The organism is Enterococcus sp. DIV1315a (assembly GCF_051712325.1).
Taxonomy (GTDB): domain Bacteria; phylum Bacillota; class Bacilli; order Lactobacillales; family Enterococcaceae; genus Enterococcus; species Enterococcus faecalis.
This window is the reverse complement of sequence record NZ_JBIOOS010000001.1, coordinates 50,853-73,323: the sequence shown is the minus strand read 5'-3', so window position 1 is coordinate 73,323 and position 22,471 is coordinate 50,853. Positions and strand designations below refer to the sequence as shown.

The following is a 22,471-nucleotide window of genomic DNA, read 5'->3' as shown; positions in this document are numbered from 1 at the left end:
AGTTTATTTCTTATTACTCGGTTCCGTTAAACCCACTCTTCACTAACCATTGTACAATCAATTCCATTTAATATCTATTTCATTTTTATTAAATAACATTTTTAATAAAAGTACATATCGTTTATTTTTAGATATTTTATTTAATTATTTGAAATATATTTATTTAAACAAATAAATTACATTTAATTAAATCAGAGGGAAACAGATTGTAGCAAGTGAAGAAAAAAATAGCTCTTGAGAGATATTTTCTCAAGAGCTGTTTTTCTATTTTATTTCAAAAGCGGTTTGCGTTGTGGGATTATTACTTAATAAGGTGTTTTTATACAGTAAATAGTATGCTGCCGCTGACCAACTAAAGTTTTTCGTACTTAGGCCCTTCCCTGTTAGTGGATCATAATTTTCATGAATAGGTCCTTCTCCCATCAATCCTTCGGCATGTAAGAAGAGTTTTTGTGTCATTTCTTTTGCTTCTTTTGTATAGTCATAGTTTTGAAGAGCTTCTACACCAAACAAGGCTTGATCAAGCCAAACTGGTCCCCGCCAATATTTCGTTGCAGCAAATTTTTCATTGTCTTTGGATGCCGTTGGGAATGGCATAAAGGTATTGAACATTTCTTGATTCATCATGTTTTTCTTAACTGCCGCCGCCTGTTCTTTGGTCGCTACTTTTGCCCAGAGCGGCAACCAGCCTTCTGTTCCTTTGCCACGATTGACTAACAATTTTGTTTTCGAGCCGTCTTCATTTATTTGTAAGTCATAGAAGAAGCCTGTTTTTTCATCAAACATATTTTCTTGAATATATTTTTTTAGTTTCTTCGCTTCTTTTTGATAGTTCTTATAGTCCTCTTTTTTGCCTAGTTCTTCTGCTATCGAAGCTAAATAGCCCTTTTCAGCGTAGAGATACGCATTCAAATCCACTGATTCTTGATTAATCGAATACCCCACTACTTTTCCTTTATTTTTGTTTTCAAAAACTTTAACTCCCACGTCGCCTTTGCCCACACCTTCTTTGTCAAACCGTGTAGCGTTATCCATGCCACTTTCCCACGCGGCTGCTTCAATAACAGCATCATCATCCACTTTAGGTTGGCCATTTTTATCTTTAATGATTTGATCCTTGTCGTCTTTTTGCCAGTGAGCATCACTGACCATGCTTCCATATTCTGCTATCCCATTTTTATTGTGGTCTCTGTTGGTATACCACCAATTATGATAAGCCACAAGTTTGGGATACATTTCTTTTAAAAATTCCTTATCTTTGGTTTCTTGATAAATATGCCAAACTGCCCATGCAGCCAATGGTGGTTTAGAATTTCGTTCATTCCAGTTGCCACCTTCACCACCACGCGCACTGTCTTGATTGTAAAAGACAGCATCAATGATCGCTCCTGTATCTTGTGGACGTACGGTATCATCTTTTTGAATTTGATAATCAAACAAGGCCCGCATATTATTTTTAGCTAACTCAGGATTAAAATCAGCCGTTGCTACATCCGCTTTCCACGAATCCCAAGCCCACATACCAATAAACCATTTATAAGACATGGACGGAACAATCCCGTCATGCTTAAAGGCACCTGCCGCACTTCGCCAATTGGTATTAATCGTTTCAATCGATTTGACTAGCGCATTTTGATATTCAGGAAATTCTGCTGTTTTCTTTTGATCAAACGTTTTATCTAGATATCCTTGCCATCTTTGCTTATTCTCTTTGAAATAGCGCGCCGCATTTTTGGTGTATTCGGGTGCTTGTTGTTGTTCCTTTGCCTCTTCTTCTTTTGTAAAAGTATAGCTTTCTGTCGTATAGGTGTTGTACGTTTGTTTAGGCTTCAATTCAATTGGTTCAGCGGTTGCTGTATAATTCCGATTATCAATTTTTGTTGAAACTTTATCCGCATGATGAATCGTATATTTTGTGTCTTTCGTAGCAAAATAATTCCACGTTTCTCTGACTTCGCCAAAATTCACTTGAATGTCATTGTCTTTAGCAGTTAAACGAGTGCCAATATCTAAGGTTTCCGTTCCCTCTTGAATTTTGTCAAAGACCGCACCTGTCCAGCTTGCTTCAAGTGACAAGGGCTCTTCACCAGTGTTTTCAAGTGTCGTTTGGATAAGCGCCGTTCGATTGCTGACAAAAATTAAAGCTAAATGAATCGTTAGATCGTCTAATTCATAGGTTTGCTCTAGGCGCCCAGGATAATAAGACAGGTCCATGCGGTTGCTTTGGCTTAAATCATAGGTTTCTCCCGTTTTTTTATTTTTGACCGTTAATTTGTTTAAACTTGCCGCCAAGTTTACTGGATATTCTTCCGCAATAATCAATGGCCCCGCAAAACCACCCAGTAGCTCTTTATTGCTTTTTTCAGGTAAATAGTAGCCATGCCATGCACCTAAATCAGAAAAATTATTAAAATAATTGGTATCGTATACGCCATTCGTCCGTTCGGTTGGTGATGCACTCACATCTAAAACATTTGCAAATTCATCAACTTTTGTTCTTTCAACACTTGCTTGCACTTCCCCGCTTAACGCAAAACAGCTGACTACGGTGATTCCTAACGCTAACCAAGTAGACACCCGTTTCTTTTTTGATAAACCCTTCATAAAACCCCTCCTATAAAATGATAGCGCTTTATACACTGATTTATTATCAGCAAGGACTATGCCAAATGGAGTGTATCCCTTTTTATTATTGAAAGATTCAACTTTCTCTAGAAAAAAAGCGACCGTATCGAAGTGTATTGATCAAAAAATAACGAGTGTATCGATAGTGTATTTAGTTTATGCTTGATTCTGTTTTATTTTCGTAGCTTCCACAAATTTTTCAGTAATTTTTTGCGGTCGTGTAATAACAGATCCCACCACCACGCTATAAGCACCTAGCTCCAGAACACGTTGGACTTTTGCTGGCGTATCAATCATTCCTTCTGCAATGATTGGTGTAGTAAAATGCTTCTTTGCTTCTCTTAACAGTTCAAAATCATTTTGTTCAATCCGCTGATTTTCACTTTGCGGCGTATAGCCGACTAACGTTGTGCCAATATAATCAAAACCTAACTCCGCCGCTTCAATCATCTCTTCCAGCGTGGAACAATCTGCCATCCATTCTTGGTTAGGATACTTTTCTTTTATTCTTTTGAAAAATGTGGCTAACGTTTCGCCATTTGGTCGTTTTGAATGGGTTGCATCGAGAGCGATAATTTCTGGCTGAACAGCCATTAATTCATCTATCTCACGCATAGTTGCGGTAATATATACTTCTGCGTCAGGATAATCTCGTTTAATAATCCCAATGATTGGTAAATCAACCTCTTTCCGGATTGCTCGAATGTCTACCACAGAATTTGCTCGAATACCTTTAGCCCCTCCTTGTTTAGCGGCCAAAGCCATCTTGGACATGATAAAAGAACTATGCAACGGTTCGTCTGCCAACGCTTGGCAAGAAACAATTAATGCCCCTTTGATTTCTTTATTCAACATTGATCCCTCCAATTTAAAAGCGATTACAAACACAGTATAACTACAACAGCTGAAATATGCCACTCTTCTAAATAAGAACAAACGTTTCACGTGAAACAAAAGAAAGCAAGCGGTTAAGGCTTGCTTTCTTTTGACTTATTTTTAATTTTTACGACCCTCTAAATAATCATACCCAAAATGTGCATACGCAAATGGCGTTGCAATTCGTCCTCGCGGTGTTCGTTTAATGAAACCTTTTTGAATAAGATAGGGTTCATACATATCTTCCACCGTTTCGGTTTCTTCACCGATGTTTACAGACAAGGTACTTAAACCAACCGGACCGCCGCCGTATAAATCAATCATTGTTTTCAACAATTTTTGATCGACATAGTCCAAGCCTTGATGGTCCACTTGCAGTAAGGTTAACGCTTTGTCTGCAATCGCTCGGTCGATTTTGCCATCTGATTGGACTTGGGCAAAATCACGGACACGTTTTAACAAACGGTTAGCAATTCGGGGGGTTCCTCTTGAGCGGCGCGCAATTTCAAAGGCACCTTCCTCAAAAATCTCCGTTTGAAAAATATCCGCGGAACGGAGAACGATTTCTTTTAAATCCTGCTCTTGATAATACTCCATGTGAGAAATAATCCCAAAACGATCTCGTAATGGTGCTGAAAGCATCCCTGCCCGTGTGGTAGCGCCCACTAAAGTAAAAGGCGGTAATGGAAAATGAACGGGATGTGCCGTGGTTCCTTGACCAACCATGATATCAATGTAAAAATCTTCCATTGCGGAATACAGCATTTCTTCCACAACTCGCGGCAAACGATGAATTTCATCGATAAATAACACATCACCAGGCTCTAATTCGTTCAAAATAGCGACTAAATCTCCCGCCCGTTCGATGGCTGGTCCACTTGTGGTACGAATGTTCACATTCATTTCATTGGCGATGACCATCGCCATTGTCGTTTTCCCTAAACCTGGCGGACCATAAAGAAGGGTATGATCCAACGCTTCATTCCGATTTTTCGCCGCTTCAATATAAATCGTTAGTTCTTGTTTTACTTTGTCTTGACCAATATATTGTGCTAAAAATTGTGGACGTAACGATTTTTCAATTGAAGCTTCTGCTTCTTGACTTGCAGCTGAAAGCAACCGTTCTTCTTCTGTCATCGTTATTCCTCCTTAGCGTTTCATCATGAATTTTAACGCATTGCTCAAATAAACATCTGTCGTTGTCTCACCTAACGCTTCCAATTGCTTAGTGATACGCTTAATCTCTCGGTCACTGTAGCCTAGGGCACTTAATGCTTCTAACGCTTCTGCCAATGCTTGATTGCTTGTTGTCACCGCTTCGGTTGCGGTCATGGCCGCCACCGCTGCTTCGGAAGACTCTAATTCGCCTAGTTTTCCTTTTAAATCTAAAATCATTTGTTGGGCTGTTTTCTTGCCAACACCTGGGAACTTCGTTAAATATGTAACATCTTCCCCTTCAATTGCATTGATTAAACCACCATGATCAGCCACAGAAGCCATGATAGCTAAACCACTTTTAGGGCCAATTCCAGAGACACTGATTAATTTTAAGAACAATTGTTTTTCTTCTAAACTGCCAAAACCAAATAAAAGTTGTGCATCTTCCCGCACGACTTGGTGAAGATATAGTTTAATGTCCGTATCCATTTTTCCTGAATAGCGATACGGGTTATCGACTGAAATCTGATAGCCAATGCCATTTGTTTCAACGACAATATAGTATGGGCTAACAAACGTTACTTTTCCAATAATATATTCGTACATGTTGTCACCTTTCCAATTGCTGATTGCGTACATATGTTCCATTTTACTTGATTCATTTATTTTAAGCGATATCTTCATCGTTTGCAAATATTCCTATGAGCAATCTATACTAATAGCCTGAAAACACTCTTTATAAAACAGCTTTCTATTGATGAAGCAAACAATAATTAATAACTAACAGAAGACAGATTAACACGCTCTCCCTAGTAGAGACAATAATTTTATGTACAACTCAATCTAATAATTCTATCTAGAAAGCTGTAAAAATTTAGGATTGATATTACTTTCAGACAAAACTAAATCATAATCTTCTGGGTAAACTTTTAAGTGCTGATCTAACGCAACAGATACCCCTGCTTGTAACCTTGCTAAAGCTACTTTATTATCCATCCATGTCAATGCATGAAATAGGGTACCTAAACAGGATATTCCTTTGCCTTTTCTATACTCTGCCTGAGTAATATTTGCTCGGGGATGAAAATTTTCACTATATCTAATAACTGCTTTAGCCGACCGATAGTTATACATTCGTCCACCATGTGCAGCTCTATTCCTATAACTATGACATAAAAAGATAATGTCAGTAAACATATTGGTAATCCCTTCATCCACGATTTCTTTAGGTATTCCTAGAATCATCGCTATAACTTCTTTTTTATTTTCACTTTTTTGTAATTTATAAAAATTAGCCAGGTTTCCAAATGTTGTTCCTTTTAACATAATCCAAGGTGGAACGTTTCCATGATAACCACGATAGTGTTTCATGGGTTCTATATCATCGTAGATAATCTTTTTAAACTTTGTAATTAGCTGATCAACTTTATATCCTTGTCCGTTTTTGTTTTTCTTTCCACTTTGATAATGACGTCTATTCAAATAGTTTATTTGTTGTTCACCTATATTTTTACTGACAACGTAAGAAATAGCTGCTCTTACATACATCTCAACATCACATGTCGCATCAATTACAGATGAAGTTATTGTTTTGTCCATCATAAATAAAGAAAAAATATGATCAGATGTACTGTTTTCTATAAAACATTCTTCTTGATGGTCAGTTATTTTTTGCTTTTTTTCCAAAAGGAAGTCTTTATAGCCATTGATAATCTCATAATAGCCATAAAAAGATAATTTCTTTTTTGCATTTTCTTTATCCGAGAAAACCAATCCTCGAGCTTCCAAAATAGCTAATTGTTCATCTAACGTTTTAAAAGGCTTCATATACTGTTCTCCTATTAATTAGCACAAGAACGTCTATTAGAAAAACTAATAGACGTTCTTGGTTAGCCGCACAGCAGCTCTTCTTTAAGGTTATCTCTATGCTATCATTTGTTTTGTAGCTAGTCAATAGCCCAATTTTCTAAAGAAAATGCTTTTTATACTAAAAAATACAATACGTTGTATAAAAACAGAAAAAATATTAAGTATATTTCTATACATTGTCCAAAAAATCAAAATGCACACAGCCATAGCGGAGAATTTTTTATCATCGACCTTGGCTACATCTATTTGTTACTTTTCACTCACTAGGGAATTAAAAAGTGCGTACTGTTTTTTTTGACATGCTTGCGTGATAATAGCGGTAGCTTCAAAAAAATAACCAAGAAGGAGACTACATACATGAAATTAAGTATCTTAGATCAATTAACGGTTCCTAAAAATCAATCAGCAAGCGACACATTACAAGAAGCCAAAGAGCTCGCTCAATTAGCGGAAAAACTTGGTTACACAAGAATTTGGTATGCCGAACATCACGGTTCAGACGCCTTTGCCAGTGCAACGCCAGAAATTTTAGTTGCACATATTGCTAGTGCCACCGAAAAAATTCGTGTTGGCGCGGGTGGCATCATGACCATGCATTATGCGCCATTTAAAGTCGCAGAAACGTTTAAAACGTTAGCAGCTTTATATCCTGATCGAATCGATTTAGGCATGGGCCGCTCGCCTGGTGGCAGCCCTTTAACTACGTTGGCGTTAAATAATGGTCAGCCACCACAGCTAGACCAATTTGATAAATTACCTGAAATTTTACTCTTTTTAAGAGAGGAATTTCCTGAAGATCATTTATATTCTAAAATTTCAGCTGTTCCGCGGGAAGTTCTATTACCACAACCTTGGTTACTAGGTGCTAGCAAAGAAAGCGCACGTTCAGCTGGTGAATATGGCATTAATTTTTCCTTTGCGCAGTTTATTCATGGACATTTGCCCAAAGAAGTATTGTCCGCATATTACAAGCATTTCCGACCAGTAACTGAACAACAAGAGCCTCAAGTGAGCGCTGCGTATTTCACTTTTGCCGCCGACACGAAAGAAGAAGCAGAATACCATGCGGCTAGTTTCGAGCATTATATCTTTGCCACCGAACATGGGCTTCCAAATAAATTTTTATCGCCAGAAGAAGCACTAGCTTTCCCTTACAGTGAAATGGACAAACTGGTTTTAGAACAAAATAAACAACGCTTTGTCATTGGCAGTAGCCAAGAAGTTGCGGAGTTTTTCCACCAACAAGAAGAGCTAGGGTTGACAGAAGCAATGCTAATCACCCCAGGTTATGACAAACAAACGCGCTTTCAATCATTTGAACGCCTAGCAAAAGAATTATTATAGAAAGGAAATGAGAAATGTTAGAGGTTTTAAAAAGAATTAATACGCTTGCACAAAAAGAGCGTGAACAAGGCTTAACATCTGAAGAACAAGCTCTTCGTGTCGATTTGCGACAAGAATATTTGCGGACCATTCGTGAACAATTCAATAAAACATTAATGGGCGTCACTATTTATGATCCTACTGGTGAAGATGTGACCCCAGAAAAATTAAAAGAAGAACAGCAGAAATATTTTGATTAAAAGAGACACAGAACAGTCGATTTGACTATTCTGTGTCTCTTTTTAACTACTCTTCTGTCACATATGTCCACTTATAATCATATTGTGCGCCAGCACCATGGGCAACGACGCCTTTCACTTCTTTACTGCGTAGATGGGCAGTCGCCTTTTGATAAAGTGGGGCTAAAGCGGTCTCTTCACCAATCAATAACTTCTCAGCCTTAACCATGTCTTCCCAACGTTTTTCAGGATCTGAAGCATCTCTTGTAGCTGAAGCCTCAATCAACTCATCGTAGGCTTTACTTGAAAAACGCCCGCGATTATAGTTATTACCAGTAACAAAAAGGTCTAAGAAACTACTTGGATCTGCGTAATCCGCAGCCCAACCACCTAAGATTGTCTCAAAATCGCCGCGACTACCTCGATCAATTCGAACTGAAAACGGCACTGGGCTCACTGTTACATCAATGCCCTCTAAAGTATCCTTTAACGTACCTTGAATATATTCCGCTAACTTTTTCGTAGAATCGACATCATCGGCAACAATATCCATTTTGAGTGTTGTTATGCCCAATTCTTTCTTCGCTTTTGCCCAATATTCTTTTGCTTTTTCTGGGCTATATTCAACAATTTTTTTATTTTCATCAGCAAAATCTTTGTCATCTGTCGGCGAATACGACATCCCTTCTGGAATTAAGCCGGTAGCGACTACTGAGCCGTCGCCTAAAATTTTATCTACTAATGCGTTGCGATCAATCGCTGCTGAAATTGCTTTGCGTAAATTCACATTATTATACGGTGAATTTTTATCTCGCTGATTAAATTCCAAATAGCTGGTTCGTGCTTCTTTTTCGATAACCAATTCTGGATCCTTCGCCATCTGCTGGGCCAATTCGCCACTTAAAATAACATCGTCTGCTTGGCCATCTTGGAATAAGTTCAAGGCAGTTGGCGCCTCCTTGACGACATCAAAATTGATTTTATCTAATTTGACATTGTCTTTATCCCAATAGTTTTCATTTTTTTCCAAAGTCCAATTGGTATCTGAACCAGCCCCTTCAAAGTTAGCTAAGACAAACGGACCATTATAGACTGCTTTTTCACTGGAAGCAGCATAATCTTTGCCATATTTCTCTACGGTTGCTTGATGTTGCGGGAAAAATAGTGGAAAGGCCAGTAAATAATCAAAATATGGTGTTGGTTTTGCCAGTTTAATTTCTAGCTCGTAATCCCCGTTTGCTTTAATGCCTAATTCAGAGACTGGTTTCTTACCAGCTACAATATCTGCGCCGTTTTCAATCATTTCTAGAAAATAAGCATACTCAGCGCCAGTCTGAGGATCTGCTGTACGTTGCCAACTAAAAACATAATCGGCAGCTGTGACAGGATCACCATTGGACCATTTTGCTTCTTCTCTTAGTTTCACTGTGTACGTCAGACCATCATCACTGACTTGCACTTTTTCTTTAGCCCCTGCTGGTTGCAGCTTGCTTTTATCATCTAAACGATAAATTCCTTCATACGCATTATTCAGTGCCGTAAAACTAATTGTATCTGTTCCTAAAGATAAATCTGCAGAAGGCATTTCTTGTTGAACTACTACTTTAAATTCTTGTTTAGCGGCAGTTTTCTCTGATCCGCCCGTTGCTTTTTCGGCGCCAGCTCCCCCATCACCACCACAAGCAGCTAAAACTAACAGCGTTGTTAAACTTAACCCGATAAGTCCTTTTATACGTTTACTTTTCATGCCTTTCTCCCTTCACAGAAAAAACTCTTCATTTTTTAATTTTTAGAATATTCTTATAATACTAAAATTAAAAACAAATGGCAAGCATTAAAATAAAAAAAGAACCAATCCCGAAGGACGGTTCTTAAAAAATGACTAACTAGCTTTGTTACGTCGTTTATAAATATACCAGCCAGAAGAAGAAAGTCCAACGAACAGTAAACCATATAATGCAAGCGTTTCTGTTTCTGTACCCGTTTTAGGTAAAAAGCCGCCATACTTTTTCTTCTCTGTTACGGATGGATTGCTCTGTCTTGCTCCCGCTTGGTTTTGTTTATTGGTTGCTACTGGTGTTTCTGGTGTTGGTTTCGGGTCTGATTTTGGATCTGATGTTGGGTCTGGTTTCGGGTCTGGATCTGGTGTTGGATCTGGTGTTGGATCTGGTTTTGGATCTGGTTTTGGATCTGGTTTCGGATCTGGTGTTGGATCTGGTTTTGGATCTGGTTTCGGATCTGGTTTTGGATCTGGTTTTGGATCTGGTTTTGGCGTCTCTCCTCCACCGATTAACTCTTTGTAAGCTTCTTCCGAAATAGAAACAATTCGTTCGCCTGGGAATGGTTCTTTATATTGTGCTAAATCAATCGTCGTTGCTGCACGATACAACCGCAAGCTGGTTGCACTTTTCAAGTATTCAATCAAGACAGCATCTAGTGAAATCCCTTCTTCTCGTTCACCACCTAGCATATCGTAACCATCACCACCAGCAGCTAAGAAATCATTGGTAGCCATCCGGTATTGTTTCTTCTCATCCAATGGTTCAAACTTTTGTGTTTGCCGATTTTTAATTTCTATTCCTAATACGCGACTACCGACAATCGTTTGTCCTGTTTCATTGCCTTCGTCACTAGCCAAGCGAGTACCTGGTTTTGTGGAATCATAGTGGATACGAATGGAGCTTGAAACATGTAGGAAACCACCATTTGCGCCAAGTTTTGGTTGGCCAGCATCATCTAGTAAAATTGTGCCATTCTCATCTTTTTGTGGAATCGAACGAACAGACATTTCAAACATTTCTTTAACTTGAGCGCCGGTTACTTGAATTTGCGCAATGCTATTGCCAAAAGGTAACACAGCAATGACATCCCCAACTTTAATCGGTCCTTGCTTAATATCAGCGCGAATGCCGCCACCATTAGTTACTGCAAAATCAGCAGGTTGACTAAACGCGTCTTGGCCATATGACATAATCGCATCACCAATCAAATTCCCTAAGTTGGTCTCTCGTGTGCGCACATTTTCTCGTTGTCCATCCAATGTGAATGGAATATAATCGACAATTACTTTTTCATTTTCAGCGTTAAAATTCGTACGTGCTTCATCAACGATGGCTTTAACTGCCGGGTTTTCTGGCAATTCTAGCAACTCTGCTGCTGAAATCAATTTTGCTGTTTTCTTAGTTGGTTCACTCTCTGGTGCTGTGACGATCCCAACATTATTTAAATAATTACCTGTTTGAGCATAGATCACTTTGCCATAACGTTTGCCACTTTCGACGGCTGTATGCGAATGTCCATCAATCACAGTGATATCTAACTCAGGATATGTTTGACTAAGGGTTTCTGCTAGCGTATCACCACGCCAGATATGCGGCGTCGTTTCATCTACGCCTAAATGCCCAGTAACCACGAAAGCTTGAATATCCGCGTACTTCTCTTTAATTTCCTTAATCACTGCTTCTACTTCTGGAATCGGGTCTTTAAATGTCACCTTCTCCACGTTTTTCGGGTGTGTTTTCGTTGCTGTTTCTGGGGTCGTCACACCTACAATGGCAAACTTTTTCCCGGCTTTTTCTACGATTGTATACGGATCAAAAACCCGTCCACTGCCATCTTTGTAATACGTATTACTAGATAAAATCGGAAAATTCAGTTGGTCTTTATAACCTAGTGCAATCTCTAAACCAAAATCAAACTCGTGATTTCCCACCGCCATGGCATCATAACCAACTTCATTCATTGCTTTGGCCATATCCGCGCCTTTGGAGAAATTGGAGATTGGTAATCCTTGGAAAACATCCCCTGCATCCACCATCAAGGTTGGGTTTTCTTGGTCTTTAAAGGTTTTTAGACGCGCCATACCCAATTCGCCTTTCCCTGCTTCTAGTCGGCCATGAACGTCATTTGTGTGCATAATGGTATATGCATTATCTAAATCAAAGCCCGCATTACGGACGTCTTGTTTCGTAATAGCAGCGGCGTTTGGTGTACGTCCATCAGGAGAAGTCGGAATTTGAAGAGTGCCGTCATTCACTAACTCGATTGCTTTGGCACGCCATTTTTCATCAAAATTTGTCCCAATAATTGACCAATTTCGTTCGATTTCTTGTTCTGGATCAAGCGTTCCTTTTTTCTTAATATAATCAACAATCATTCCTCGTAAGGTTTCTGGATCAGAATTTTTAATAGGTTCCCCTACTTGAATCCCTTGGCTAGCTAAACCGCCGTAACGATAATTATTCATAGCAATCGTATATTCTTTGGCAGGATCCAACGGTTGGCCGTCGATTTTCGCATCTACAATTCGTTCACCCACTGGTTTTGAAATGTCAATCTTGTAGTCCACTCCAGAAATCATGTCATAGTTATATACACGAATGTTTGGATTAAAACTAATGGTCAAATCATCTGGCTGTGTTTGGTTATAGTACGCCCCTTGTTTTTCTAAATACTTCAGTAAGTTTTCACCGTTAATGGGAACACTCACTAAGGTATTTGGGTATTTGTAGATATCAAAAATCGTGGCATAGGAAATTTTCCCCGCAGGTAATTTACTGTCGTATTTAAACAGCGCTGCCGCACTTAATTGTGCGCCTGTTACTTCTTTTTGAACGTTATTAATTAAAGAAATCATCGCTGTTGGTTGTAATTGTGCTTCGGGAATTCCTTTAATTTCTTGTTTTGGTAAAAAATCAGCTGTTGCTGTGCCGATCTCCTCCTGAATAAACGCTCGCGTTTTTTCATGGTATTCTTTTGTCGCTGCCTTAACTGCTTCATCTGCTGGAACATTCGTTGTTGGTACAATCGTTGCTGTACCTTCTTGCACTTCCCACTTATCGGCATTTTTAGCAACTGAAAGATCAATTTTGACAACTTCTGTCCCCGTATCTTTCGGTCCCCCTACCGGTACAGTTTTTCCATTCGGCGCTGCTCCTTGCTTGGTAAAAGAAAGGTGGTCATGACCCAGAATATACGCATCAATCCCCGCGACATTTTCAATTACTTGGTCAGCACTGGCAGCCGGATCACTATTTTGTTGTCCCGCATGAATCGAAGCAACAATAATATCAGCCTGATCGTTAGTTTTCAACTCAGTAACTGCTTTTTCTGCTTCTTCTTTCAAAGGTAAAAAATTAAGCGAAGTAACACGAGGGCCATCCCACAAAGGAATGTGCGGGATTGTTAAGCCGATAATCCCAACTTTTAAATCTGGCTGCCCATCTTGATTAAGATCAAGTTCCTTCGTGGTAGTCCCTTCAACAAAACGACTACCATCCTTATTGTAGGTATTCGCAGACAAGATTGGAAAAGTGGCTTCTTTTTGAATTTTTTGGATTAACGGTAAACCAAAATTAAACTCATGATTTCCCAAAACCATTGCATCATACTTCATCACATTCATGGCGGTAATCATTGGATGGGTCTTTTCATTCACTAAAGGCGCTTTATTATACAAGTCATCTGTTAAAATAGTGCCTTGAATATTGTCGCCATTATCAATTAAAACGGTGCCTGCTGGGTTTTGTGCCCGGACTTGGTTGACGACTGTACTTACTTGGGACAAACCAACTGGTAGTTCTTTATCATCTTCATAAGACCAATTCCATAATTGACCATGAACATCTGACGTACCTAAAATTGTTATTTTTTGCGGCGTGCTCGTTTCTTCTTTTTCAGCGGTTGACGTTTCTAAATTCGTCGTCTCTGTTGGTGCCGTGGTTTCTTGTGACTGCTTGACACTGTCACTCGTAGCCTGATTTGGTGCTTCTTGTTTGATGTCTGTTGTTTCCTGTGTGATGACTGGTTCTTGTTTTCTACTTGAATCGGTGGTACTTGTTACTGCTTCTGAACTTTGTTGACTCGTTGTTTCTACTGCATATGCCGTACTAGTAACGCTTGGCGCTATCAACGCAACAGCCATTAAAAAATGCATGCCCCACTTCACTTTTTTAAAGCTCAACTTTTTCACAAATTTCCTCCTTGTGTTTCAACCCATTTGCAACAAACAATTGTCAAAGTAACAAACAACAAAAAGAGCCTTCCCCCATCACGCTGCTCTTCTTTTCCTATCATAATATATCCGTTAAATAAAAAACAGTAAATTCCGTTAAAATAAGATGTTTTTCCTGTAAATTGTTTTTATTTTTGGACAATATAGCGGATTTGTTTGTGAAAAAAATAGTAATTTTGACCAAAACACGAACTTTATAAAAAAAGAAAGTCTTTTTATATTGGAAAAGCGGAACAAAAACTATTTTTTTGAAAAAAATAACTAAAAATACCGAATAAACAGCATTGGTCTAGTCCTTGAATACCTATAAACAAATACTAGCAGCAATTGGTCTAGTCTTTAAGGAGGAAAAAGAACGCTCTTTTGCTTAAGCAAAAGAGCGTTCTTTTTTATTTGAGATTAATCCTTCATATAAGGTAACTTTTTAGCATAGCCTTCTTTATTCACTTGACGTGCCCGGGCAATCGCCAAATCTTCTGAAGGGACATCTTCTGTGATGGTTGAACCAGCAGCAGTCACCGCATGATCACCAATCGTGACTGGCGCAACAATGTTCGTTGCAGAGCCAATAAACGCGTGATCACCCACGACTGTTTGGTGTTTATTTTTGCCATCATAATTAACAAAAACAACGCCGCAACCGACATTAATATCTTTGCCTAATGTTGCATCACCAACGTATGTTAAATGGCCCACTTTTGTGCCTTCATCGATTGTTGCATTTTTTACTTCCACGAAGTTACCAATGTGTACGTTTGCCCCCACATCTGCTTTAGGACGTAAATGTGCATACGGACCCACATCGGCCCCCTCGCGAACCACACTTTCTTCAATCACAGACTGTTTAACAACCACTTGATTGCCGATATGACTATCAACGATTTCTGAATGTGCGCCAATCAAGCAATCTTCGCCAATCACTGTTTTTCCTTTGATAGTGACTCCCGCTTCAATGACTGTGTCTGAACCAATTACCACGCCTTCATCAATATATGTTGTATCTGGATCAATAAATGTAACACCATTTCGCATATGCATCTCATTTAAACGACGATGCATAATTTTATTAGCAGTGGATAAAGCAACACGATCATTTACACCCATTGCTTCGTCAAAGTCTGCCATTTGGTAAGCTGCGACAGCTTTGCCTTCTTTTTTCAAAATTTCAATGATATCTGTTAAATAGTATTCCCCTTGTGTATTGTTTGTATCTGTTTTCGCTAACGCTTCAAACAATGATTCATTATCAAAACAGAAGGTTCCTGTATTAATTTCTTGAACACGTGCTTCTTCTTCACTGGCATCTTTTTGTTCCACGATTCGTTCAACAATGCCCACATGGTCACGAATAATTCGACCATAGCCTGTTGGGTCTTCCGCATGCGCTGTTAAAATAGTCGCACTTGCATTCTTACCTTGATGATAATCGAATAAGTTTTTCAAGGTTTCCGCAGTTAATAACGGCGTATCCCCTGTAATAACTAATGTTGTTCCTTGTTTACCACCTAATAACTCTTGTGCTTGCATGACTGCATGCCCAGTTCCCAATTGTTCAGCTTGTAAGGCATATTGACTACGTTCGCCTAAATGGCTTTTAATCATTTCCGCCCCGTGTCCAACGATCGTCACGATTTCTGTTGGTTCTGTTTGTTCTACTTGATCTAAAATATGTTCGACCATTGGTTTACCAGCAACTGGATGCAATACTTTATAAAGTTTAGATTTCATGCGTGTTCCTTTACCAGCTGCTAAAATAATTGCGTATCTATTTTCCACGTTTGCCACCTCAAATTAACTAAATTGTTTGATTTTCTTCTAAATCGTCCTCATTATACCTTTTCTAGTTTATCTTACTCTTTTGTCTTTTTCAACAAAATAAGGCATTTAAAAGGTAGACCAATTTATTTTCTCATCTTTTTTTAAAGGAATAAAACAGAAAAAAAGAATCTGAAAATGGAATGGACCATTTTCAGGTTCTTTTTCAAATTATTTCTCTGTGAAATAGTTTCCTGGGACTACGCTAATCGTTTTTGTTTGTGTATCCACATCTTCCACATATAATAGCGAAGTGTAGTCATCGATTGCACGACGGCCATTGAATTTTGACTCAGCAAAAACGGTAATGCCCACAAGTTCTGCTTCAAATTCTTCAATCATACTCTTCATACCATTGACGGTGCCGCCGCCTTTCATGAAGTCATCCACGACTAAAACTTTTGATCCGCGTTTTAAACTGCGTTTTGAAAGTTCCATTTTTTCGATACGTTCTGAAGACCCTGATACATAGTTCACGCTCACCGTTGAACCTTCAGTAATCTTAGAATCGCGACGAACAATCACAAACGGAACATTTAAGTAATAAGACACAGCTTGCGCAATTGGCACTCCTTTGGTCGCAACGGTCATTACCGCATCAATTTGTTTGCCTAAATATTTAGAAGCAATAATCCGGCCCACTTGTCTTAATAAATTCGGTTCCCCAAGTAAATCTGAAAGATAAACATAACCCCCAGGTAATAAGCGATCTTGTTCTGACAAACGATCACACAAATCCATAATCAACTGCTCCGCTTCCTCATAAGGAATTTCAGGGATAAAGCGGACACCGCCTGCAGCGCCTGGAATCGTTTCTAAAATACCTGTTCCACGTTCTTTAAATGTTTTTTTAACAATTGCTAAATCTTCACTAATGGAAGACTTGGCAGATTGGTATCGGTCAGCAAAATATGTCAAAGAAACCAATGTATGGGGATGATCTAAAAGATATTGGGTCATATCGATTAATCGTTCACTTCTCCGAATTTTCAAATTCGTCACTCCTTTTCATTCTATCGTTCCTTATTATAAGGGGTTTAACCGAAAAATTCGAGGATTTTTTTCAAATAACTGAAAATAGTTCGCCATTTCTTTTAAAAAAAAGAAATAAAGGAGAAAAACTTTCGTTTTTCTCCTTAGTTTCTTTGCATTTTTTGTTTTCGTTGGACCATGACAACCACTCGGCGATAAATATTGACTAATAAGAATAAACCAATAAAAATTAGGGTAATGCTTGCACTCGGTGGTGTTTCCAAATAATACGAGCTAGTCAACCCTGTTAGCATGCCAATCAAGCCCATAAACACACTGATGATGATCACCGTGTTGAAGCCTTTACCAATTCGCATACCTATTGCAGCTGGTAAGACCATAATTGCTGAAATTAATAAGGCTCCCGCAATCGGAATCATCACAGCAATCGCCACACCAGTAATTACATTAAAAAGCATCGACATCCAATGAATAGGTAGCCCATCAACATGAGCAGTATCTTCATCAAATGTTAAAACATACATTGGGCGTTTAAATAACATAAACAATAGAACTAAAACTACGAATAAAATTGCCAACATAACCACTTGATCCCATGTAATCGTGACGATGGAACCAAATAAATACGATTGAATACTAGCAGCTGAATTGCCTCCTGTTAAATTCATTAAAACTAACGCCAAAGCCAAACCGCCTGACATTAAAATAGCAATCGAAATTTCTGAATAGGTGCTATAAATCATTCGTAAATATTCTAGAATGATTGCAGCCACAATCACGACAATTAAGGTCATTAAATTAGGATTCCAATTAAAAAAGAAGCCTAGTGCCACACCGGCTAATGACACATGTGAAAGGGTATCTGCCATTAAAGATTGTCGGCGAATAACTAGAAAGACGCCGAGCATTGGGGCAATCACTGAGATAAACAGTGCTGCTAAAAAGGCCTTTTGCATAAATGCATAAGAAAGCATTTCTGCCATACGATTCACTCCTTACCGCTAAAATGAACACTACCATTGTAGCGACGTTTAAGCGAATTAATTTTTTAATTCCTGCTTATTTTTTAAATTTTTCCAACATTTCTTTAAGCCGTTCCTTGGCTTTCGTTATTATCGAGCCAGATAACGTTTTATTGGAAAATTTACGTATACGATTCTTCACTCATATGGAAGCAACGCCATTTCGAATCTTCTTTGCGGACAAGACGAATTTGACGATCTACATAGGTTTTGATATCTTCATGATCATGCGTAATCATCAAAATAGCTTTTCCATGTTCATGCGCACTGTGTTGCAACAATTGATAAAATTCGTTTCGCGATTGTTCATCCATACCTGTTGTTGGCTCATCCAAAATAAATAAATCTGGATCGGTCGCAAACACTCGTGCTAAACTAATTCGTTGCTTTTGCCCTCCAGAAAGCTCGCCAATTCGTTTGTGGCGCATTTCCCACATGTCCACTGATTTCAAAGCTTTTTCCACATGAAGATGATCTTTTTTCGTCAACGGTTTGAACCAACGATTTCTGGGAAAGCGACCTGAACGTACTAATTCAATGACGGTGCTAGGAAAGCCCGCATTGAAAGAAGCGACTTGTTGTGGAATGTAGCCAATGCTGATTTTTTCACCAGCACTATTTTTTTTAGCGACCGTAATTTTGCCACTTGTTGGTTTTAATAACCCTAAGGTACTTTTGATCAGCGTTGACTTGGCAGCGCCATTTTCTCCTGTTAAAATAACGAATTCCCCTGGATCAACATAATAAGAAACATCTTCTAAAACAGGTTCATCATCATAATAGAAGGTTAAATTTTCGACTTCAATATAATGCATAAGTTGGCTCCTTTCTGTTGCCAGATTAATGAATGCTTTTTTGTAAAGCAGCGAGGTTTTCTTTCATGACAGACACGTAGTTCTCGCCTGCTTCTTGTTCTTTTTGAGTTAAACTCTCTAAAGGATTCAATACGGCTAATTCGACGCCTGTCTCATCTGCCAATGTTTTGGCTACTTTTGTAGAAGCCGATGTTTCAAAATAGATCACAGAAACATTGTTTGTTTTAATATATTTTTTTAATTCGGCTAAACGACTTGGCGAAGGTTCTTGGTCTGGAGAAATCCCAGCAATCGGTTCTTGGGTCAAGCCATATTGTTTCGCCAAATAGCCAAATGCAGCATGTTGCGTCACAAAGGTCCGATTTTTAGCGCCTGCAAACGCAGCTTGGTATTCCTTATCTAACGCAGTCAATTTTTCCAAATAAGCAGCGGTATTTTTTTCAAATACGGCTTTTTTTTCAGGATATTTTTTGATAAGCGCATCCCGAATCGCTGTCACTTCTTTTTGCGCTAACACGGGATCTAACCAGACATGCGGATCCAATTCGTGGGAATGGTTATGGCCTTCATGACCTTCTTCGCCAGATTCTTCCTCTTCTGTTCCTTGCATCAATTGAATGGATTGACTGGTTTCCACGATTGAAACTTTTTTCGTGTCCAAGTTTTCAATAACATTCGGAACCCAAGTTTCTAGCTCTTTACTATTATAAACAAAGACATCCGCATCAGTAATTTTCGCTAAGTCTTTTGCGCTTGGTTCATAATCGTGTGGTTCCGTTCCAGCTGGAATCAACAGCTCAACCTCTCCCTCATCACCAACGACTTGTTTTGCGAAGTCGTACATCGGATAAAAAGTAGTCATTACCGTGAGCTCTTTCTTCTCTTTTGGCGATTGTGTGGTTTGCCCACAGCTAGCTAAAAGAAAAGCACTGATTGCTAAAGTAACGCCGATTATCAAACGGCGGTAGATTTTCGTCATGTTCTGTCCTCTTTTCGATTTACCTATTATAAACCGTAATATTTACGATTTGCCAGGAATAATGTACCAAATGGATCACGGGACGTCAAGGAATAAATTTAAAAAAACAACAGAGCGTGGGACAAAAATCACTTTGGGTTTTTGCTCCACGCTCTGTTGTTTTTATTTATTTCAATGTCCGAACCAAATAAACTTCTTCACAAAAGCCTTTAAGTCCATTATAAATCCGTTGTGCTCGTGTTTTCTTTTCACATAAAGCAAAGACTGTCGGTCCACTGCCGCTCATCAACGCTGCATCAGCGCCGTACTTCAGCATGCGATCCTTGATTTGTTGCACGATCGGATGTCTGGCAATCGTGACACTTTCCAACGCATTGCCGACCGTTTGGGTCATCCCAGTATAATCACCATTCTCAATAGCTATTCTTAGTCCAGCAATATCTGGATGGTGCAATTCATCTACCGCTAAATCATTAAAAACGGTACTAGTGGATACACTAATTCTTGGTTTAACTAACACAATCCAACATTGAGGCATGGTCGGTAATGCTTCAATTTTCTCCCCACGTCCGTTTGCAAAGGCTGTTCCGCCCCTTAAACAATAAGGAACATCCATACCAATTTGGCTGCCAATTTCACAGAGTTCGTCCATCGTCAACCCCAGATTCCACAGTTTGTTCAAGCCTCGTAATGCTGCGGCACAGTCACTGCTCCCCCCTGCTAAACCAGCTGCCACGGGGATACGTTTTTCAATATATATTTTAATTCCTTTATGAATATTATAGGTACGCTTTAATAAGTCAACTGCTTGATAGACATGATTCCGTCGATCCACGGGTAAAAAAGAGCTGTCCGTTTCAATACGAATGATGTCTTCTTCTAGATTTTCAAAAGTTAAATGATCGGCTAAATCTACACTTGCAAAAATAGATTCAACTTCATGATAGCCATCCACACGTTTATGCAGAACATCTAACCCAAGATTAATTTTCGCAGGAGCTCGTTCGATTATTTCCATCGGTTCCCTGATTCACCTTCCTTAATCTTTTGTCTACCAACATTTTAATCTTTTAGATTCTATCATATGTCCATGAAGAAGTACACCGAAGATTGCTCTTTCTCTGACGACAGATGGCTGAAATTAAAAAGAGCTTAGGAACGAAGGGCTCTTCCTTCACTCCTAAGCGGACTTTCTAAATTATACAGCTTGACCGATGAATTCGATTTCAACGGTGCGTGTTAAAACATCTGAATAGCTATAAGATACACGTTCAAATGAGTTCTCGTCTGGATCCAAGTCAACAACAAAAACAGATGGATAAGTCTCCGTTAAGATTCCTTTACGTTCTGTTTGGCGCTTTCTTCCAGTCTGAGCAACTAACATAATTTCACTGCCGATACGGCCTTCCAAATCTTTCTTAATTGACGATAACGTTGTTGGCATTGCATTCACCTCGAGAAACATTATATCACTTTTTTTAAAAAATTTCAAGTTTATCATACTAGAAGTCTGTTTGCAACTACTTTTGCTCGACAAACCGGCTGTTTTGTCGAATTTTTATTCATTTTCTAATGTATATTTCATTTTTGCTTTGGCACGATCATAGGCACTTCGGACAGCTGAAAAAGTTCCCCCACGTACTTTAGCGATTTCTTCTAACGTGTAGCCTTTTAAGTATGCATTTAAAATTTGTTGTTCCAACGAGGAAAGACGTGTCGGAAAAGCTGCCAATTTTTCTTGAATCATTAATTGACCTAATGGGTCGGTAGCCGCTGTCCCTAAATAGTCCACTAACTCTTCACCAGCGCTTTCTAATCGTTGTTCCAGAGAAATAGACAAGGTATCTGTTCGCCGCTTATAGGCGCATTGATGGCGAATTAAGCTATGTACGTGATTTTCAAAATTTCGTTTAAAAAACTTTCCTAATGATGCTTGTTTTTCTGAATCAAATCGTTCTAACGTCCGAAAGAAGACAATTCGTCCTTCTTGAAGCCAGTCTTCAGTATCATAATCTTTTAAATAGTATTTTTTCATGCACTTATAAATCACTGGCTGATATTGCCCATATAAGGCTTGAAATTGTTCTTGGTCTCCTGCTAATGCTTGTTGAATCTGTTCTAACATAAAAAGCCCTCCTTTTCGATAAACGTATCGAATGATTTAGGAGAGCATAGCATGTTAGAAATTTATGACTTAAGCGAACATTTGTTTAATCTTTTTTTTGAGACAATTCTTCTAGCTTCTCAGAAAGTTTTGATAACTGCTCCACGTTCCATGGAGAATTTCGACGAAATTGCTGGAAATGGATATCCGTTGCATGAATGGCAATCGTCTTTTCTGTTTTCTGGACAGCTTTGTAAAGTTCATTGGCCGAAGTCCGCAATGCACCTTGTGAAAAGACCACCCATTGTTCAGCCAAATCACTCGTTGCGACTGTTACTTGCGTTAAACGATCATTTTTTTCACCAGCTAGACGTTCAATATAACTATCTGCTGTTTCATCTTCTTTGGTGAAAACCACGGTCAAAAGGTACTTTTTGTACGTTTGCTGAATACCTGGGACTAATTGGGCATCAAAGACCACAATGATTTCCAACCCTTCATATTTGGCATAATTGGACAGACGACTAAGAAGCAGTTCACGCGCATCCTCTAAACGCTCTTGCTTTTTCAACTGGACCAATTCTGGCCAAGCACCAATCATATTATAGCCATCAACGATTAACAATTGTTTTTTCATACA

General features: G+C 38.8%; 18 protein-coding genes. 2 read left to right on the top strand and 16 right to left on the bottom strand.

Annotated elements, in window-relative coordinates; genetic code table 11:
• Positions 1-264: 264 nt before the first annotated feature.
• From ygjK to IGJ03_RS00285, 5 genes are all read right to left on the bottom strand, one after another.
• The gene (ygjK, locus tag IGJ03_RS00305) at positions 265-2,604 is read right to left on the bottom strand and encodes an alpha-glucosidase (protein ID WP_429861508.1); all 2,340 of its coding nucleotides are present in this window, start codon (positions 2,602-2,604) and stop codon (positions 265-267) included.
• Positions 2,605-2,781: 177 nt separating this feature from the next.
• The gene (locus tag IGJ03_RS00300) at positions 2,782-3,480 is read right to left on the bottom strand and encodes an N-acetylmannosamine-6-phosphate 2-epimerase (protein WP_002364575.1); all 699 of its coding nucleotides are present in this window, start codon (positions 3,478-3,480) and stop codon (positions 2,782-2,784) included.
• A 141-nt stretch (positions 3,481-3,621) separates the two neighbouring features.
• Positions 3,622-4,638, bottom strand: coding sequence for a Holliday junction branch migration DNA helicase RuvB (ruvB, locus tag IGJ03_RS00295; protein ID WP_002381340.1), 1,017 nt, complete (start codon positions 4,636-4,638; stop codon positions 3,622-3,624).
• A gap of 12 nt (positions 4,639-4,650) precedes the next feature.
• Positions 4,651-5,265, bottom strand: coding sequence for a Holliday junction branch migration protein RuvA (gene ruvA, locus IGJ03_RS00290; RefSeq protein ID WP_002359241.1), 615 nt, complete (start codon positions 5,263-5,265; stop codon positions 4,651-4,653).
• 246 nt (positions 5,266-5,511) lie between these two features.
• Complete coding sequence (locus tag IGJ03_RS00285; protein WP_002379265.1) at positions 5,512-6,486, bottom strand: Abi family protein; 975 nt, start codon at positions 6,484-6,486, stop codon at positions 5,512-5,514.
• A 399-nt stretch (positions 6,487-6,885) separates the two neighbouring features.
• Between IGJ03_RS00285 and IGJ03_RS00280 the strand changes: the two genes are divergently transcribed.
• Positions 6,886-7,872, top strand: a complete 987-nt coding sequence (locus tag IGJ03_RS00280; RefSeq protein WP_002356071.1) for an LLM class flavin-dependent oxidoreductase — start codon at positions 6,886-6,888, stop codon at positions 7,870-7,872.
• Between the two features lie 14 nt (positions 7,873-7,886).
• Positions 7,887-8,111 carry a DUF896 domain-containing protein gene (locus IGJ03_RS00275; RefSeq protein ID WP_002356070.1) on the top strand — a complete coding sequence of 75 codons (225 nt, stop codon included), beginning with the start codon at positions 7,887-7,889 and terminating at the stop codon, positions 8,109-8,111.
• Positions 8,112-8,157: 46 nt separating this feature from the next.
• Here the strand turns inward: IGJ03_RS00275 and IGJ03_RS00270 are convergent, their stop codons facing one another.
• The 11 genes from IGJ03_RS00270 to IGJ03_RS00220 all read right to left on the bottom strand — a co-directional run bounded on the left by IGJ03_RS00270 (position 8,158) and on the right by IGJ03_RS00220 (position 22,468).
• Positions 8,158-9,837, bottom strand: coding sequence for a peptide ABC transporter substrate-binding protein (locus tag IGJ03_RS00270; RefSeq protein ID WP_438711056.1), 1,680 nt, complete (start codon positions 9,835-9,837; stop codon positions 8,158-8,160).
• A 135-nt stretch (positions 9,838-9,972) separates the two neighbouring features.
• Positions 9,973-14,061 carry a 5'-nucleotidase C-terminal domain-containing protein gene (locus tag IGJ03_RS00265; RefSeq protein ID WP_438711054.1) on the bottom strand — a complete coding sequence of 1,363 codons (4,089 nt, stop codon included), beginning with the start codon at positions 14,059-14,061 and terminating at the stop codon, positions 9,973-9,975.
• A 441-nt stretch (positions 14,062-14,502) separates the two neighbouring features.
• Positions 14,503-15,888, bottom strand: coding sequence for a bifunctional UDP-N-acetylglucosamine diphosphorylase/glucosamine-1-phosphate N-acetyltransferase GlmU (gene glmU / locus IGJ03_RS00260; RefSeq protein ID WP_002356067.1), 1,386 nt, complete (start codon positions 15,886-15,888; stop codon positions 14,503-14,505).
• Positions 15,889-16,089: 201 nt separating this feature from the next.
• Complete coding sequence (gene purR / locus IGJ03_RS00255; protein WP_002381336.1) at positions 16,090-16,911, bottom strand: pur operon repressor; 822 nt, start codon at positions 16,909-16,911, stop codon at positions 16,090-16,092.
• Between the two features lie 143 nt (positions 16,912-17,054).
• Positions 17,055-17,894 carry a metal ABC transporter permease gene (locus IGJ03_RS00250; RefSeq protein WP_002383493.1) on the bottom strand — a complete coding sequence of 280 codons (840 nt, stop codon included), beginning with the start codon at positions 17,892-17,894 and terminating at the stop codon, positions 17,055-17,057.
• A 161-nt stretch (positions 17,895-18,055) separates the two neighbouring features.
• Complete coding sequence (locus IGJ03_RS00245; RefSeq protein ID WP_002356064.1) at positions 18,056-18,748, bottom strand: metal ABC transporter ATP-binding protein; 693 nt, start codon at positions 18,746-18,748, stop codon at positions 18,056-18,058.
• A gap of 25 nt (positions 18,749-18,773) precedes the next feature.
• The gene (locus IGJ03_RS00240) at positions 18,774-19,727 is read right to left on the bottom strand and encodes a metal ABC transporter substrate-binding protein (protein WP_438711053.1); all 954 of its coding nucleotides are present in this window, start codon (positions 19,725-19,727) and stop codon (positions 18,774-18,776) included.
• A gap of 166 nt (positions 19,728-19,893) precedes the next feature.
• The gene (gene ispE, locus IGJ03_RS00235; RefSeq protein WP_002356061.1) at positions 19,894-20,745 is read right to left on the bottom strand and encodes a 4-(cytidine 5'-diphospho)-2-C-methyl-D-erythritol kinase; all 852 of its coding nucleotides are present in this window, start codon (positions 20,743-20,745) and stop codon (positions 19,894-19,896) included.
• Positions 20,746-20,925: 180 nt separating this feature from the next.
• Positions 20,926-21,228: a Veg family protein gene (locus IGJ03_RS00230; RefSeq protein ID WP_002383497.1), complete on the bottom strand. Its 303-nt coding sequence runs from the start codon at positions 21,226-21,228 to the stop codon at positions 20,926-20,928.
• A gap of 57 nt (positions 21,229-21,285) precedes the next feature.
• Positions 21,286-21,852 (bottom strand): sigma-70 family RNA polymerase sigma factor, encoded by a 567-nt coding sequence (locus IGJ03_RS00225; protein ID WP_002356059.1) that lies wholly within the window; start codon positions 21,850-21,852, stop codon positions 21,286-21,288.
• An 85-nt stretch (positions 21,853-21,937) separates the two neighbouring features.
• A complete protein-coding gene (locus IGJ03_RS00220) occupies positions 21,938-22,468 on the bottom strand; it encodes an NYN domain-containing protein (RefSeq protein WP_002356058.1) in 531 nt (176 codons plus the stop codon).
• Between the last annotated feature and the right edge of the window lie 3 nt (positions 22,469-22,471).